Here is a 15,791-nt window from a genome sequence, read left to right as displayed (position 1 = left end):
AGAGAGATGAATACAGGACTATGAAGCGCGGATTTGATATGACTCGATTTTACAATTTCGATGCTATCGGATTTGATATCAATTGTTTAAATCCCCATGCTAAAAACTCGCTGTCAACTGTCAACTGTTTAACCTTCCAATGCCGCCAAAAGACACAGCAACAAAGCCTCCGTCCACTCGACTACAGCACCGTAAGTATCGCCCGTGTGGCCGCCCAAACGGTGGTTAAACCAGGCTCCGGCAAAAATTCCGATCGCACTTCCCCCCAAAGCCATCCCCACCGCCAACAGCCACCGATCGCCCTCCAAGACAACTTGCACCACGCTCAAACTCAGCAGCAACAGCACTCCCGGTATAAAATCAAAAGGAGAATAAATAGATTCTTTGTGAAAAGCTCCCTTGCCCTCAGCCCGGAGATAGGGATAGCGGGCGATCGCCACCAGTTGGGCCCACCTTCCCCAACCGGCGACACCCATCAAAGCCAGCCACCGATAGTTATTCAAGTCCGAGAGAGCGGCAGTTTTCAGCAGCACGATCGCGATCGCAGCCATCGCCCCAAAGGCTCCTGTAACGCTGTCCCGCATGACTTCCAGCCGACGCACGGGGTCGGGTACAGCCAGCCCGTCCGCCGCGTCCATTGCCCCGTCTAGGTGCAGCCCGCCAGTCACCGCGATGCCCAAGACTACCACCAAGGCCGATCGAGTCAGAGCAGGCATTCCCAACAACTGCAACCCAACATCCGCCAGGCCGACCATCCCCCCAATCAAAAGCCCGATCGCCGGTGCCAAGCGGGCAATGCCCCGAAACTCCAAAGTCCAAGACACTGGTACCGGCAAACAAGTATAAAAAGCGACTGCGGCTGCGATGGCAGCGCCTTGATTCCGGAAAAAGTCGATCGTAGAGCGAACCCATTTATCATGCACCATAAGATAGAAAATTTTTCATCTGGTAGGCAGTTGTCAATCGATTAGCGTGTGCCAGAATTGGACTGTAACACCCTAGTTTTTTGGATCGAGCATTCCTCCTGTCGCCCGCTCTTTTCCCCGGAAAACCTCTGTCGGCAGCGATCCCAAAGCTCCCTATCTAAAAAGACTAAAATCAAGATCCGCGTTTCCCTTCCCAAGAATTCTAGCTAACTCCCTGATGTTCAAGACGGGAAAATACTACAACAGAGGCTTTTACTCCATGAGTCACGATCAATTGAATAACAGGGTAGTTGCTCCTTGCATCATCGATACAGGGATTGTCGTCAACAAACGCGATATCAAAAGATTGCTGTTTGATTTAGGACGTGTTCGCTACCTTCACATACAAGATGGCGAGATTTATAGCGAAGGGGAAGGTTATGTACTCGAAGTCTTCGCCAACCCCCACCGTTCTACGCTGATTGCCAATCATGCGCTTTATTTGAACGTCTATAGTTTTGATTACCTGGAACTTAAACAGTCCCCTGAAGATGGTGCTTATTTTGACCTGATTCAAGATGGACGGCAGTTGCGGTTAATTCCCCTCTCCAATCCTTTGCAAGAGCAATTCGCCCGGAATTTAAATGCTGCAGCTTTGGATGCGGTTGTCGATCAGGTACTCTCAGGCAACTGGGATCTACAATTGGACGACGATGATTCCCCGTTTTAATCGTCAGTCAGTCGATTTTAGATTTTAGATTTACTTGCAGCATTCAATCTGGGAGTTAGAACTAAGGTCTAAAATTTTTTGCCCTCCACGACGATTGTCGGAAACTTGTATCCGTTTTTGGGCGGGGTCATGGTTTTTTTTGTCGCGATGTCAACAACAATAGATTAGATAACACGGACGGCCGAGTAGCGGTTAACGAGCATCGGGGACTAATGACTGAGGACAGGGCGAAATTTTCTTTTAAATGTCAGGCTAATTGCAGCCATACCCAAGCGCGTGCAGGGGTTTTTGCCACTCCCCACGGTGTTGTGGAAACGCCTAAATTTATGCCAGTGGGGACGCTAGCTAATGTCAAAACTTTGACCCCGGCACATCTTGAGGCGGCGGGTTCTCAAATGGTTTTGGCAAATACTTATCACTTGCACTTGCAGCCGGGGGAAGCGATTGTCGCAGGCGCGGGTGGATTGCACAAATTTATGGCTTGGCCGGGCCCGATGCTGACGGATTCGGGTGGCTTTCAGGTGTTTAGCTTGAGCCAAATGCGGAAGATTACTGATGATGGGGTGACTTTTCGCTCTCCCCGCGATGGCCGCATGATTAATTTGACGCCGGAAAGATCGATCGAAATTCAGAATGAGTTGGGCGCTGATGTGATTATGGCCTTTGACGAGTGTCCCCCTTACCCCGCTACGCGGGAAGAGGTGGAGGCTGCCACAAATCGCACTTACCGCTGGCTGCAACGCTGCATTCAAGCTCACTCGCGCCCGGATCAAGCTTTGTTCGGCATCGTCCAGGGGGGCGTTTTCCCCGATTTGCGATCGCGGGCGGCGAACCAGTTGGTAGATTTGGATTTACCAGGCTACGCCATCGGCGGCGTTAGTGTGGGGGAATCGGGGGATTTGATCGCAGAGATTGTGAAGGTGACTGCGCCTCTGTTGCCGGCAAATAAACCGCGTTATTTGATGGGGATTGGGACTTATCGGGAAATGGCGTTGGCGGTGGCGAGTGGCGTAGATATGTTTGACTGCGTGATTCCGACTCGGCTGGCCCGCCACGGGACGGCTTTTGTGGGTGGGGAACGCTGGAGTTTGAAAAATGCTCGGTTCCGGGAGGATTTTGCTCCGCTGGATGAGTCTTGTCCTTGTTATACCTGCCAAAAATTCAGTCGGGCTTATTTGGCCCATTTGGCGCGGGCTAATGAAGTCCTGGGGTATACTTTGCTGGCGCTTCACAATGTGACGGAGTTAATTCGCTTTACGGGGAGGATGCGGGAGGCGATTTTGGCCGATCGATTTACTGAAGAGTTTGCCTACTGGCTTGCACCGAGAGTCGATCGATCGTGATTGCCTTGGGTAAAGATATGCGACAATTATGAAAATTCTGTTGGATAGGTAGGTTGATTCATGGAAGCTGCATTACTCTTAGCAAAACTGCCCGAAGCTTATTCGATTTTTGAGCCTTTGGTTAATGTTTTGCCGGTCATTCCCGTATTTTTCTTGCTGCTGGCTTTTGTTTGGCAGGCGGCTGTCGGATTTAGATAAGTTTGATTTCATCAAAAGCAGGGGCAATTTACAAATTGCCCCTGCTTTTAGCTATTAAGTTTTGTTTCGTTCTTCTTTCTGCCTTCAGCTACCGCCGATCGCACTTTTGAATGCCGGTCTTTCTGAGATCCGCTTGATGTAATCTACAACAGCCGGATAAGCACTGAGGTCTAGTTTTAGCATCATCGGAATGTAGGCTAAAACTGACCCGACTGCTGCGTCGGCTACGCCAAATTCATCACCCATTAAAAACGGCTGTTTCTCGAAGATTTCATTTAACGGTTTTAACAACTTGGGAGTTTCGCCTGAGCGACTTGCTTCTGTAAATATTCCCGGTCCCAGGGTGGCGTTAGCAAACGTGACCCACTGCACGATTTGAGCTTGCTGCTCCAAAGTGTCTGGCATCTTACCATATTTTTGAGCTAAATACAGCAGAATTGCGCCGGATTCCCAAAGTTTAAAATCTCCGTCAACAATTGCCGGTACTTTGCCGATCGGATTAATTTCGAGATACTCTGGCTGCAAGTGTGCCCCCGCTTGCATATCCAGCATGACGAATTCGTAGGGAACCGCTATTTCTTCTAGATACCACTTGACAATTGAGGCCCTGCTGCGGGCTCCGCCGTAAAGTTTCAGCACAAAATTTTTATCCTTTAACGCAATATTGCTGTTATAGCATTTTTTGGTAATTGGTAATTGGTAATTGCAGCCACCAGAGACTTTGATGTCACTGTTCCACTAATAACTACTGACTAATGACTAATGACTAATGACTAATTGCCGATAACTAATGGCACTTCTGTCAAGTGAATAAACAAGATTCTGCTGCCAATAAAAATCAAAATTGCTCCGCCCAATATCTCAATTTTATTTGCAAACAAGTTACCGCATTTGTGACCGATAAACACGCCTGCAAAGGCTAAAAAGAAAGTAATAAATCCGATCGCCGTCACCGCAGGAGCAATAGAATCTTTCAGGACAGCAAATCCGAGGCCAACTGCGAGAGCATCGATACTCGTCGCCACCGACAGCGTTATTAAAGTCCCTGTATCTAAGGGATTGAACTTTTTCTCGCATTCTTCGCTTTGCAGCGATTCATAAATCATTCTCCCGCCAATGAAACTCAAAAGCCCAAAAGCTATCCAATGGTCGATCGGTGTTATCAAAAAACTAAAACTAAGACCGATTAACCATCCTATTACGGGCATTAAAGCTTGAAAGCCTCCGAAAAATAAAGCAATTTTTAAAGCTTTATTGACCTTCATGTGTTTGATTGCTAAGCCGCTAGAAACAGCAACCGCAAAAGCATCTGCTGCGAGTCCCAAGGAAAGTAATATGGTAGTGGCTGCATCCATTTTTGTAAGGTGTTATGTGCTATAAATAAAGTGTTCATCTTGACCGTTTTAGTTTACACTAAATTTTGATATAATTGCATTCTTATCATAATCTATTCATTTTTTACTCACATTTATTTCACAATTGGCGAGGGTTGAAAAAATCCGAGCTTAGCTGTATTCTCTAAAAGATTATTTATAAAGTAGCAGAATCGACTATGGCGGCATCTAGACCGTACCAGCCATTGCTGCTCAGGTTACTGCATGGGGTTAATACTGCGATCGCCCTTTTAGCAATTTTGAGCGCATTTCTGGTTTACAACACCTACGATGGGCGGTTTGGCAAAGTCCCCGTGCCTCAGATTGCAGATATTATCGGGATTCACGGCACTTTTGGCAAGATGTTGCTGTTAGGAATAATGCCTGCTTTTGCATTGTACAGTTTTCACCTAGGTCAAAAACGCTTGGTGCAGCCGGATTCTTTTGGGAAACTAACGCAGTTGGGAAAACCGATTTGGTGGTACAGTTTGCACCGGATTGTGAATACGTTGATGTTGCTGGCACTGACTTTTTCGCTTGCTTCTGGCAGTATGGTTAAGGAAGAATGGCTGCCGGCTGGGGAATTGACGCAGGTTTGGTATTATTTACACGCTTCTGGTTGGGTGGTATTGGTGTTTTGTTTGGCAATGCACTTGTTGAGGAGTGCGAAGGTGGGGGGTTTGCCACTAATTTTGTCGATGTTTGATGCCGCATATCGCCCGGAAGATTCGCCGGCGGCTTGGTGGAAGAAAATTCGCTCTTTGGTCGATCGCTCTTAATGTGAAAATGCTTAATTTGAAAATTAACAGAAATATTTTATTAATTGTTGCGGAAGTCTTGGTAATGGCAGGTTGGTTGTTTGCTGTGGTTGCACCTTTATTATTTCCCTAATCCTATTATAGCAATTTAGGTTAACAAATGATCGTTAGGTTTTTAGTGAGGAATTCAGCCCTCCGTTTTATGAGGACTAAAGTCTTCACTGCAAAGCCAAATTAAGCTTTTCGCGGAGCTTACGGGCAAGATTTGCGACGGGTTTCCCTGGCGGCAAAATGCGATATCAAAAGATCGGCAATTTTACCCTAAACTCAGCACCCCCCCCAGTTTGAGATTTAATTTGAGATTGAACCGGAGATTCAACTGTCAGCCTGCCGCTGTGCAATTCTACAATAATTTTATAGCACACCGACAGATCCAACCCTGTAAAATTTTTAAAGGATTGAGTAGGGGAAAACTGGTCAAACATTCTGGGTTGAATTTCCGGCGGAATTATAGAGCCATTGTGGGCGATCGATACAACAATAAATCGGTCTGTATATTCCTCGACAATATCGGTTTTGATTGTAATAATTTGAGCCGAGTTTTCAATCGTTTTAACTGCATCTATAGCATTGATCGTGAGAGTCGCGAATACCAGACTCAGTTGACTGGAATAACACAAAATTGACGGCAGGTTGTTGTACTCCTTGACTACTAATATTTTTTGTTCCAGTCTGTGAGCCAGCAACAGCAAAATATTGTCGAGGCTCTCATTAACGTTGGCGTGTTCTTTGTTGGCTTCGTCAGGAAGTGAAAATTTCCTCAAAGCTAGGACTATCTGGCGAATGCCATCGGCTCCTATTTTCAAAAAATTGAGAATGTTCGGCAACTCTTGGCTGATAAAATCTAGGTCGCCTGTCTCTATTTTTTTGGCAATTCGCCTCCCTGGTTCGGGATATTGTTCGCGATAGAGGCGAATTATATGGAGCAACTATTTGATATAATCGTTGAGGTGAATCAGGCGGCCGTAAATAAAGTTAATGGGGTTATTAATTTCCTGGGCAACTTCGGCGGCTAGTTGACCCACCATTGTAATTTTTTCACTTTGTACTAAATGCTCTTCGGTGATTCTGAGTTTGGCTAATACTTCTTCCAAAAGTTTGAGTTCTTCTTGAATTTGCCCGTGGAGTTGGGATTGGGAAATTGCGATCGCCAGCGAGTCGGCAATTGCTTCCAAAACTTCCACCTCGTCGGGAGTTGCAAACCGCCGATTTGCACAGGCGAACAGATATCCCAGCCGATTAGTCTGAGTTAATACGGGTAATGCTGCGTAGTGACTATTTGTGAGTTCGATATAGGCGTGTTCCTCAGATGCTGTGGCATCAGGCGCGGCGGTTTTATGTAGCAGAATCGTTTCGCAGCGGTGAAGCCGTGCAGCTAAATCTCCAGAGGGCCCTCCTGGAACACCAAAGATTCCCAAGCGCCCCGGCAAACCTTCCCGGCAATATTCCCAGCCAAATTCTAAAGTATCTTGTCGGGGATCGTACCATGCGAAAATTGCTCGATCGAGCTTCAGTAAAGTACCGAGTTCGTCTACTGTAGTTTGGAGGATGCGATCGAGGTGCAAGCAAGCCCGAATGCGGCCGGTCAAGCGGTGGAGAAGGGCTTCTGTGCATCTGCGAATGCAATTTAGGGCAAACAGCTTGAGCGCCACAATTGCGGAGAAAATAGCTGCGGCGGCAAGTACGCCGGCGGCTACTGCTAGTATCTTGAAAGGAAAAAGTTCTTTTTCGAGATTGTCGCGGGGAATTACGAGGGCGATCGACCATTCAGCTTGTTCTAAAGGAAGATAGGCAACATAAACTCTGGCGTCGTTGATTTGAGTCAGCACAATGCCCGTTTTTTGATAAACCATCTCCCTGGCTACATTTGCCAAATTAGCATCTGCGGACTCTAAAAGACTGGGAGCCGAATTGTCGATATTTCCGATTAATCCAGCGTCGGGATGCACAATCGGCACTCCTTGAGAATTGAGAACAAAAGCGTAAGTTCCGGGGGCATATTCCAGCTTTCTTACTACTTGGGCAATGCGGTCAATGCTAATGACGCCGTTCATTACTCCGATCGGCTTTTGTGCTTTTTTCTCAAGAGAATTTGCCGAATTTGACCACACCGGAGCCGAAATGGGAACAATACTTTGTCCTTTGAGCGTGCGAGAAATGGTAGGATCGGAAACATAGACTTCCCCAGCCATTGCCTTTTTGAAGTGTTGGCGGTCGCTCACAGTAATCAACGCTCTGCCGACTTTTGTGGTGAAATAAGAACCGTCGGGATCAATTAATGCGAAGTGCTGGAATTCTTGCAGTCGATTTACTTCCGATTTTAAATAAGGCCCTGCAACTGACCAATTCATCGAACGAACGGGAGGAGTGTGGGCGAGGATTTCGATCTCAGCCTTTCTAGTGCCGAGCCAGCGATCGATCTTGTTGGCGCGATCCCTAACTTCTAACAAAGCATTTCGCTCGCTTTTGGTGAGAATCAAGCGGCGAACGCTTTGATAGCTAATACAACCAGTGATGCTAGCTGCCAGAATAGTTACCCCCAAAATTAAGAGCGCAGTTTGGTACCCAAGATGGTATTCGCCCTTTAATCTCGCTGACAATAGTCGAGTTAATTTCCACCACTTTACTCTCGCAAAGCTTCGCATGGTTTGACCAATTTGTGAGATTGAAATTCTTAGCTCACCTACGATCTACTCGCCCGCCTGCCAGTAGTCTTAAACTACTAGCATTCAATAATTGCGGGGATTTTTTAATTTTTTCCCGCCGAGCGGCTCCTATCGTTTGCGGTTGCACTCCTTACGATCTAAAGGACACGGGGCCGTGCCGTTTCCATACCCTGATTAATTGTAGGGACACGGCACTGCCGTGTCGAAAGCGGTGGGTAATATTAATTCCGAGGCTACCGATTTGATATCACTTTGTTAAACAGGAATAATATCATACCACATTTTTGAGCAATAAAAAAAAATCATCAACTACTTAATTCTTTTTTACAGTCGTTAATAATTGATGTTATTTAGGTGATGTGAGCAGTAGACTTTTTAGGTTGAGATGTTTGGTGTGTGTCTTAATCAATAGTCCAGACTGCTTTTATTTCCTACTCTGAAACCTTAGATATTCCGTTGATAGTTCTATTTCCGAATTGTCTTGAAACCCTTATTATACAGTTGGTAATCAAAAAGTGTCCGCAGTATTGCTTAATAACGAAATATTAAAAATTTTTCGTTCATTATTAATGAAGGAAAAACTTGTTAAATCTTTAATTTATCTCTCAACAATCAAAAGTATTTTCGGTGCATCCGCTGGCTGAGGCACTGTTAAATTGCCCCAGTTGCGCGATTTGTTTAAAGAACCTTGTGAGTGTGTTCGTGCTGTTTCACATTGTCTTCCGTGCGAATGACGCGCTCGGAGTTGAGCACTCTTTTGCGTTCTAAGGAATAAGTAAAGTCGTTGCGAACTGTTCCCAAGGGAATGTGAAGTTGAGCTTGGGGGCGGATTTTGTAAGTGCGGGCAGCAGCGATCGCCCGAAAGGCAAATTCTTCGCTAAACTGAGCTGATGTCGGGAAGTCTGGCAACATTTTGGGTGTTTCGCCGTCGAGAACTGCTCCCAAAGTCGTCCCGCAAATCATTAAATAAGATGTGGGAATTCCCTTCAAAATTGCTTCCAAAGCTGCTGAGGGAATAGCTTCGATTACTTGCACTTCAAAAACTTCGCCTTCTTCTTTGATGAAGCAGGTAGCTACACCGACTGCTATGTAGTCGTCGGTGCAGAGATCGGGAGCGTTGGGATAAACTGTTGCAGTCGTCATAAGAAAAGCTTGGTAGTGTGGAAACCAGGAACGAGAAATTAAGCGATTTGAGATTTGAGATTTTAGATTTATTCCACGGGTTTTTTCGGGGATTTTACGTGAAAAATCTCAAACCGGCTGTTCTAATACCTAAAATTTTTGGCTTAAGCTCCAAAGAGCCGATCGCACGATTGTGTCGATCGTACCACATCAAGGTAGATGCCGGATGATTCGGCAAGGATTCCCCGCCGCCACGACGTTTGCGGGAATATCTTTGACAACAACACTGCCTGCGCCGATCGTGCTATTGTCGCCAATAGTGACTCCTGGACAAATAATACTGCCGCCGCCAATCCAAACATTATTGCCAATATTAATTTCAGCGGCGAGTTCTTGGCCAGAAAGCCTTATTTCCGGGTCTGTGGGGTGAAGAGCGGTGTAAATTTGTACGTTGGGTCCACACAGTAAATTTTCGCCAATGTTAACTCGATTGCAGTCGAGAATCACGCAACCAAAATTCATGTACAATCCGTTTCCCGCATAAATATTGCTGCCGTAGTCGCAGTAGAAAGGTGGCTCGATTTCAACTTTGGGGCCAACTGCACCGAACAATTCTGCGAGAATTTCTAACCGTTTGTCTGGTTCGTCTTCGCGGGTAGAATTGTAAGTTCTGGCGAGGCGGCGAGCTCGTTGGCGCTCTAAAATTAATTGCTCATCAGCAGCTAAATACAATTCGCCGGCGAGCATTTTTTGTTTTTCGGTTTTTTCCACAGTTTTTTCCAAGGTAAGAATCGGCGGTTGAAACCGCTACTTCACCAACGAACTTCCTCTCTAAGAGACTGAAGAATAATGTAGGGTGCGTAAGGGCGCACCTTACCGCTATAATTAGCGCGTCAGATCGTTTTTTGATGTTGCAGCATACATTTAGGGTTCAGGTTTTGACTGCAAACAAACAGCTAAATCCAGATTGGCTAATTGCTCAAAAGCTCGATCGATCGATCCTTTTCCCCGCAAAAAACCAGTATTTGCACCGGGACAAATATACTGTAAAGTTTCTGGCGAAAATCGATCGATAATTGACTTCACGCTGTTAATTTGCCTAGGCCAGTGAAAAGTTTTTGGCGTCCACAGCGGTACTGGGGCGGCTTCTCGGTTGGGGAGCAAGTGCCTACCCGAAAACAGCACTCCACCGCTGCCACTATGATAAAGGCAAGAGGAACCAGGAGAATGGCCAGGAGTCCAAAATGCTTTCATTCGATCGCTCACAACAAATTCTCGCTCAAAAACCGTCACCTTCAAACCCGGCAGTAAATAAGCTTCCTGCTCTTGAATCAGGATCTCGCACCCCGTGGCTTCCTGAATCTCCCGCGCCTTGGCGATAGCGCCGCGGTGGGTGAGAAACAGCAGTCGCACGCCACCGTGTTCCCGCAAAAATGTTTGGTTAATCTCATCCCAAGCGGGACAATCCACCAGGATGTTAGTTTGGTTTTCTACAATGAAATAGGCTGTTGCACCCAGAGTTTCCCGGTTAGGCGGGAAAGCAAGAATATTGTCGAGCACGGGCCTGGGTTGTTTGGAGACTAAAGTCTGTTGTTTCAAGGAAGTATTTCAGAAGGGAATGGGATAAATATTATGTTCTTTTTACTATGGTTGTTCGTATTGGGGCTGATATCGTACTACTTGTTGCAGAACGGCACCAGCCGCATCACCAGAACTCCGATATGGCTGCTGTGGCTGGTAATGATGGCGCCCGCGCTGATTTGGAGTGGTTGGATTTTAGTTTACGGTACCAGCAAAACTGTACCGCCGGAGTTGGTAATTATACCTTTTTTGGTTTGCCCTTTTTTGTATTGGTTTTTGGTACAGTTGGGGCGCAAGAAAATTACCGCCGAAACAGCAGAGCAGGTAGCAAACTCTGCGACTGAACCTGTAAAGCCAAAACCACCCGTGCGCCCGATCGATGCAGCGGAAGAAGCGAGTTTGCGCGATTGTTTTCCTTGGTCAATTTACTTTTTGCGAGATTTGGAATTTCGGCCGCAGGCTGTAATTTGTCGCGGACAGTTGCGGACGAACCCGGAGGCGGCTTATCAGGCGATTCGGGAGAATGTGGAGAGGCTGTTTGGCGATCGCTTTTTAGTAGTATTTCAAAACAGCTTGAGCGGTCAACCTTTTTTTGCTATAGTTCCCAATCCCAGCCACCAATCAGGGGAAACTCCTGTGAAAACCGAATCTGTAACCCGGCCATTTTTCGCATTAGCTTTGCTGCTGATCACGGTGTTTACGACTACACTTGTCGGGGCGCGACTTGCCGGAGTTACTGAACAAGCTTTGCAGTCCAACCCGTCAATATTGCTCCAGGGTTTGTCTTACTCGCTGGCTCTAATTACAATTTTAGCAATTCACGAATCCGGTCACTATTTAGCTGCCCGATTCTACAAAATTCGCACGACTTTGCCTTATTTTATCCCGATTCCTTTTTTCTTAGGAACTTTTGGGGCTTTCATTCAAATACGGAGTCCAATTCCCAACCGCCGAGCTTTATTTGATGTTAGCATTGCCGGCCCCCTGGCGGGTTTAGTTGCGACAGTGCCATTATTAATTTGGGGTTTGAATCATTCGACTATTGTACCGCTGTCTGACAAGTCGGGAATGTTAAATTTTGAGTCTTTCAAACCCAGTTTTTCGCTGTTGATGACTTTGTTGAGCAAGTTAACCTTGGGCGGCGCTTTCAATGCGGAAACTGCGATCGATTTGCATCCGGTAGCGGTGGCGGGTTATTTGGGTTTGATCGTGACGGCGTTTAATTTGATGCCGGTGGGACAACTCGACGGCGGGCACATCGTGCACGCGATGTTTGGCCAGCGAGCGAGTATGGCGATCGGGCAATTTGCTAGACTTTGTATGTTGCTGCTTTCTTTTTTGGAACAGGGTTTGCTGCTGTGGGCGATTATTTTGTTTTTCACGCCACTAAACGACGAACCTGCGCTGAATGATGTTAGCGAATTGGACGACCGGCGGGATTTTTTGGGGTTGTTGGCGATCGGGCTTTTGTTAATGATTTTGTTGCCGGCGCCCAGGGTACTCCTTGAGTGGTTAAATGTTTAGAAGGAAGTTCGGCAACGGATTATGTAACGGATTTAACTAACGGATTGATCTTGAAGTCCGACGGAAGAGAGAAGAAGGAAGAAAAGAGAGGTTTACAAAATTCTGCAACGGTTGCTCTACAAGGGATTTGAGCGTTTATTAACTCGTTTTCTATCTCCAAGTAATCTAGAGTTTCAGCGACTTATCTGAAAAATATGCCTTACAAATCCTTTACTTTCCAACAATTAAAAGAGCGATTTGGATTGGAACCGTCACTCAGTCCTATTTTGAATGCCAAGATTGTTCCTGTAGAACCATCCGAATGGCTTTGGAGAACCCTCGAAATTAGTTCTAACACTGCGGTTACAACTGCAAAAGAACGTTCCGAACGGATTATTTCTCCTCTTTTGTTAGAATTTAGGGAAAGGAACAACAGACAATTTTCTATTTTTTCTGGTTGGTCGTTTGATGTAGATGTTGAGCAGGGATTGAATGGGGAATGCGACTTTCTATTATCTTCCGTGCCGTTTGATTTTGAAATTAAAGTTCCGGTTTTTGCATTGAGAGAAACGAAAGGCCCAAAAATAGAATCTTGTCTGCCACAGTGTGCAGCACAAATGGTAGCGGCTCAGCTATTTAACGAACGCGAACACAATTCCATACCTGCCGTATTTGGCTGCGTAACTACTGGCGTTGTCTGGCGGTTTCTTAAATTAGATGGAAATAATTTAATTATTGATGCTGATGTTTATTGTGTCGATAATGTTCCTATGATTTTAGGTGTGTTGCAAACAATCGTTAATTTATACCAATAATTTGACAACTTTAATAAAATAGGTTTGTAGGGAAAATTCTGTTATTTTTGCAAACTTAATAATATTTTTTACCGGATGCGATCGCGAAAATTTTTGACCGCAAATCAAATAATCTAGGTCTACAAATGGTCGCAATTACTCCAAAACAAATAGCGCTAATTCCGATTTATCGCGAGAAGTGGCGACAAATTGGACTTTCGATCAAACCAGTCGATCGCCCGCAAGCGACAGCCGCCATCAACACCGCGTACAACATCATCGGCTGTCCTGAACCGGAAATTATTTTCTGTGACAGCCCTTACATAGCTTTGCAAGCTGTTGAACGGCTAAGGATACGCGATTCTGGTCTAGGAATGGGCAGCGAAATCAGAAACAAAATTCATAATGAATTGTACGATATATTACGAAGTCAACTCGACAGGGAACTGGAAAATCAAATTTACAGCAAACTCTATAATCCGCTGTATACTCAACTGATGAATCAACTGCACCTTCATGTTAAAGACGAAGTTTACGTCAAATTAGTAAGGAAGTTGGGCGGGAGATTTCAGAGATTCCTGATCGATCAAGCTGATCGTAATAACAGCATAGTTTCAGAACTGTCAGCCTGTCACGGAAGTTGGGTGGATTTTTGTATTGGCGTGTTAAATTTGGACTACGATCGCCCTTTATACTCAGCCTTTAAATCCTTGGTGGAAAACTGCGGCTGGATTTACCCGTTCGAGAAAAAGTGCTTTGTGTGCGATCGCCCGATCCAACTTCATTTTGATAGCGAATATTTGCTCCACGCAGAAGGTCAACCAGCGGTTGAATTTGCTGACAAGTTCAGTGTATACTCTTATCGCGGCGTCCGACTGCCGGAAATAATTGGTCAAGTTCCGTCGCAGTCTTGGCAAGCTTCATGGCTGTTAACAGAACAGAATGCCGAAGTGCGGCGAGTTTTGATTCAGGCGATCGGCTATCCGAGAATTTGTCAAGAATTGCAAGCAACTGAATTGGATACTTGGCAAGAATATACTTTGTTGAAAATTAAGAATAATATAGACATAGAGCCAATTTATTTGTTAAAGATGACTTGTCCGAGTACGGGACACCTTCACGCTTTGCGAGTGCCGCCAAAAGTGCGATCTGCTAAAGAAGCGATTAGCTGGGTAAATTGGGGAATAGATCCCGAAGAATTTCAAGTCCAGACTTGACCGAAAGCATCCAGGATACAAGCCCCCGGATTCATCCGTGGAGAAATAAAAAACCTGTATTCGATAAACACGCCCCCGAATTTATCCGTGGGGTCAATGCTTTAATCTAAAATCTAAAATCTAAAATCTAAAATCGATTGACGGGAAAGTTTAGAGTTTGAGCGCGCGAGTTTACAGTTAAAGAATTACAGCGCCACAAAAGCAGCGTTCTGCACAAGTCCAGAACAATTAAAAAATGTAGAATTGCAGCCACCGCTTGATACTATGTACTCTGGCAGCTAAAACCCACAAATTCAAATCGACATGAGCCAGCATTCAGACCGCATTGCCCCTCACGGCGGCACCCTGGTCCACCGCATTGCCACACTAGACCAAAGACAAGAATTTTTCGACAAAGCAGAAGTTTTGCCGCGAGTCCAGCTTTCGGATCGATCGATCTCCGACCTGCAAATGATCGCCATCGGCGCCCTGAGTCCCCTCAAAGGGTTCATGAACGAAGCTGATTATCGATCGGTCGTTAAACAAATGCGCCTCTCCAACGGCCTTCCGTGGTCGGTTCCCATCACCCTCTCGGTAACAGAAGAAGTCGCCGCCCCCCTGAAAGCAGGAACTTTAGTGCGCCTCGACTCGCCGGCGGGCAAATTTGTCGGGCTCTTGGAACTTGCAGAAAAATATCACTACAGTAAAGAAGAAGAAGCCCTCAACGTCTACCGCACCGACGACCTCAAACACCCGGGCGTCCAAGTAGTAGACAAATCAGGACCCGTTAACCTCGCAGGCGACATTTGGCTGCTGGAACGCGAACTAGATGTCCGCTTTCCCCAATACCAAATTGACCCGGCGAAATCGAGAATGCTGTTCACAGAAAAAGGATGGAAAACCATAGTCGGTTTCCAAACCCGAAACCCCATCCACCGGGCACACGAATACATTCAAAAATGCGCCTTAGAAACAGTAGACGGCTTGTTCCTGCACCCGCTAGTCGGGACGACTAAGGATGACGACATCGCCGCTGACGTGCGGATGCGCTGCTACGAAATTCTGCTAGAAAAATATTATCCAAAAGATCGCGTAATTTTGGCAATTAATCCGGCGGCGATGCGCTACGCCGGGCCGCGAGAAGCAATTTTTCATGCTTTAATCCGCAAAAACTACGGCTGCACTCACTTTATCGTGGGGCGCGATCACGCGGGAGTTGGCGATTATTACGGCACTTACGATGCCCAACATATTTTTGATGAATTTGAGCCGGGAGAATTGGGAATTGTGCCGATGAAATTCGAGCACGCTTTCTATTGCACGCTGACGGAACAAATGGCTACAACTAAAACAAGTCCCAGCACTCCCGAACAACGGGTGCATTTGTCTGGAACCAAAGTTCGGGAAATGCTGCGCGCTGGAAAATTGCCGCCGCCGCAGTTTTCCAGACCGGAAGTCGCCGCAGAATTAGCCAAGGCAATGAATATTTTCAATTACGAGATTTAAATCTTGAACTTTGGTGGGGGCGACATTCTGCATAGTTTTTAATTTTGAGTTTTGAG

The 15,791-nt window shown here is 46.0% G+C and carries 16 protein-coding genes; 8 read left to right on the top strand and 8 right to left on the bottom strand.

Features of this window, described 5'->3' with window-relative positions:
* Positions 1 to 128: 128 nt before the first annotated feature.
* The gene (gene cobS / locus QUA23_RS15390) at positions 129 to 926 is read right to left on the bottom strand and encodes an adenosylcobinamide-GDP ribazoletransferase (protein ID WP_242722367.1); all 798 of its coding nucleotides are present in this window, start codon (positions 924 to 926) and stop codon (positions 129 to 131) included.
* Positions 927 to 1,185: 259 nt separating this feature from the next.
* On the opposite strand from cobS, the gene QUA23_RS15385 reads away from it, so the two are divergent.
* The 3 genes from QUA23_RS15385 (at position 1,186) to QUA23_RS15375 (ending at position 3,176) form a co-directional block, all read left to right on the top strand.
* Positions 1,186 to 1,635: a hypothetical protein gene (locus tag QUA23_RS15385; RefSeq protein WP_190662161.1), complete on the top strand. Its 450-nt coding sequence runs from the start codon at positions 1,186 to 1,188 to the stop codon at positions 1,633 to 1,635.
* A gap of 212 nt (positions 1,636 to 1,847) precedes the next feature.
* Positions 1,848 to 2,978 carry a tRNA guanosine(34) transglycosylase Tgt gene (gene tgt, locus QUA23_RS15380; protein WP_333076792.1) on the top strand — a complete coding sequence of 377 codons (1,131 nt, stop codon included), beginning with the start codon at positions 1,848 to 1,850 and terminating at the stop codon, positions 2,976 to 2,978.
* Between the two features lie 60 nt (positions 2,979 to 3,038).
* The gene (locus tag QUA23_RS15375) at positions 3,039 to 3,176 is read left to right on the top strand and encodes a photosystem II reaction center protein K (RefSeq protein ID WP_006634808.1); all 138 of its coding nucleotides are present in this window, start codon (positions 3,039 to 3,041) and stop codon (positions 3,174 to 3,176) included.
* 84 nt (positions 3,177 to 3,260) lie between these two features.
* Here QUA23_RS15375 and QUA23_RS15370 read toward each other — a convergent pair whose 3' ends face one another.
* Positions 3,261 to 3,815 carry a glutathione S-transferase family protein gene (locus tag QUA23_RS15370; RefSeq protein ID WP_333076793.1) on the bottom strand — a complete coding sequence of 185 codons (555 nt, stop codon included), beginning with the start codon at positions 3,813 to 3,815 and terminating at the stop codon, positions 3,261 to 3,263.
* Between the two features lie 134 nt (positions 3,816 to 3,949).
* On the bottom strand, positions 3,950 to 4,531 hold the full coding sequence (locus QUA23_RS15365) for a manganese efflux pump MntP family protein (protein ID WP_333076794.1): 582 nt from the start codon (positions 4,529 to 4,531) through the stop codon (positions 3,950 to 3,952).
* Positions 4,532 to 4,728: 197 nt separating this feature from the next.
* Between QUA23_RS15365 and QUA23_RS15360 the strand changes: the two genes are divergently transcribed.
* Entirely contained in the window at positions 4,729 to 5,328 is a 600-nt protein-coding gene (locus QUA23_RS15360) for a cytochrome b/b6 domain-containing protein (protein WP_333076795.1), read from the top strand.
* A gap of 278 nt (positions 5,329 to 5,606) precedes the next feature.
* Here QUA23_RS15360 and QUA23_RS15355 read toward each other — a convergent pair whose 3' ends face one another.
* From QUA23_RS15355 to QUA23_RS15335, 5 genes are all read right to left on the bottom strand, one after another.
* Positions 5,607 to 6,296, bottom strand: a complete 690-nt coding sequence (locus QUA23_RS15355; RefSeq protein WP_333076796.1) for an ATP-binding protein — start codon at positions 6,294 to 6,296, stop codon at positions 5,607 to 5,609.
* Positions 6,297 to 7,967: a cache domain-containing protein gene (locus QUA23_RS15350; protein WP_333076798.1), complete on the bottom strand. Its 1,671-nt coding sequence runs from the start codon at positions 7,965 to 7,967 to the stop codon at positions 6,297 to 6,299. It lies immediately after the preceding gene.
* 744 nt (positions 7,968 to 8,711) lie between these two features.
* A complete protein-coding gene (locus tag QUA23_RS15345; protein ID WP_333076799.1) occupies positions 8,712 to 9,176 on the bottom strand; it encodes a hypothetical protein in 465 nt (154 codons plus the stop codon).
* A gap of 189 nt (positions 9,177 to 9,365) precedes the next feature.
* Positions 9,366 to 9,926, bottom strand: a complete 561-nt coding sequence (locus QUA23_RS15340) for a sugar O-acetyltransferase (protein WP_333064026.1) — start codon at positions 9,924 to 9,926, stop codon at positions 9,366 to 9,368.
* A gap of 153 nt (positions 9,927 to 10,079) precedes the next feature.
* A complete protein-coding gene (locus QUA23_RS15335) occupies positions 10,080 to 10,754 on the bottom strand; it encodes an MBL fold metallo-hydrolase (protein ID WP_333076800.1) in 675 nt (224 codons plus the stop codon).
* Positions 10,755 to 10,787: 33 nt separating this feature from the next.
* Here QUA23_RS15335 and QUA23_RS15330 point away from each other — a divergent pair, with 33 nt between their 5' ends.
* From QUA23_RS15330 to sat, 4 genes are all read left to right on the top strand, one after another.
* Positions 10,788 to 12,260: a site-2 protease family protein gene (locus QUA23_RS15330; protein WP_333076801.1), complete on the top strand. Its 1,473-nt coding sequence runs from the start codon at positions 10,788 to 10,790 to the stop codon at positions 12,258 to 12,260.
* A gap of 194 nt (positions 12,261 to 12,454) precedes the next feature.
* Positions 12,455 to 13,054: a hypothetical protein gene (locus tag QUA23_RS15325; protein WP_333076803.1), complete on the top strand. Its 600-nt coding sequence runs from the start codon at positions 12,455 to 12,457 to the stop codon at positions 13,052 to 13,054.
* A 125-nt stretch (positions 13,055 to 13,179) separates the two neighbouring features.
* Entirely contained in the window at positions 13,180 to 14,250 is a 1,071-nt protein-coding gene (locus QUA23_RS15320; RefSeq protein ID WP_333076804.1) for a DUF6745 domain-containing protein, read from the top strand.
* Positions 14,251 to 14,553: 303 nt separating this feature from the next.
* A complete protein-coding gene (gene sat, locus QUA23_RS15315; RefSeq protein WP_333076805.1) occupies positions 14,554 to 15,735 on the top strand; it encodes a sulfate adenylyltransferase in 1,182 nt (393 codons plus the stop codon).
* Positions 15,736 to 15,791: the final 56 nt, after the last annotated feature.

The organism is Microcoleus sp. Pol1C5 (genome assembly GCF_036701115.1).
Classification (GTDB): Bacteria; Cyanobacteriota; Cyanobacteriia; order Cyanobacteriales; family Microcoleaceae; genus Microcoleus.
This window is presented reverse-complemented; position numbering and strand designations above follow the sequence as displayed.

What these genes read in the sequence shown, in the direction of transcription:
- cobS (WP_242722367.1), bottom strand. Translation starts at nt 926, where the DNA reads ATGGTGCATGATAAATGGGTTCGCTCTACGATCGACTTTTTCCGGAAT.
- QUA23_RS15385 (WP_190662161.1), top strand. Translation starts at nt 1,186, where the DNA reads ATGAGTCACGATCAATTGAATAACAGGGTAGTTGCTCCTTGCATCATC.
- tgt (WP_333076792.1), top strand. Translation starts at nt 1,848, where the DNA reads ATGACTGAGGACAGGGCGAAATTTTCTTTTAAATGTCAGGCTAATTGC.
- QUA23_RS15375 (WP_006634808.1), top strand. Translation starts at nt 3,039, where the DNA reads ATGGAAGCTGCATTACTCTTAGCAAAACTGCCCGAAGCTTATTCGATT.
- QUA23_RS15365 (WP_333076794.1), bottom strand. Translation starts at nt 4,531, where the DNA reads ATGGATGCAGCCACTACCATATTACTTTCCTTGGGACTCGCAGCAGAT.
- QUA23_RS15360 (WP_333076795.1), top strand. Translation starts at nt 4,729, where the DNA reads ATGGCGGCATCTAGACCGTACCAGCCATTGCTGCTCAGGTTACTGCAT.
- QUA23_RS15345 (WP_333076799.1), bottom strand. Translation starts at nt 9,176, where the DNA reads ATGACGACTGCAACAGTTTATCCCAACGCTCCCGATCTCTGCACCGAC.
- QUA23_RS15330 (WP_333076801.1), top strand. Translation starts at nt 10,788, where the DNA reads ATGTTCTTTTTACTATGGTTGTTCGTATTGGGGCTGATATCGTACTAC.
- QUA23_RS15325 (WP_333076803.1), top strand. Translation starts at nt 12,455, where the DNA reads ATGCCTTACAAATCCTTTACTTTCCAACAATTAAAAGAGCGATTTGGA.
- QUA23_RS15320 (WP_333076804.1), top strand. Translation starts at nt 13,180, where the DNA reads ATGGTCGCAATTACTCCAAAACAAATAGCGCTAATTCCGATTTATCGC.
- sat (WP_333076805.1), top strand. Translation starts at nt 14,554, where the DNA reads ATGAGCCAGCATTCAGACCGCATTGCCCCTCACGGCGGCACCCTGGTC.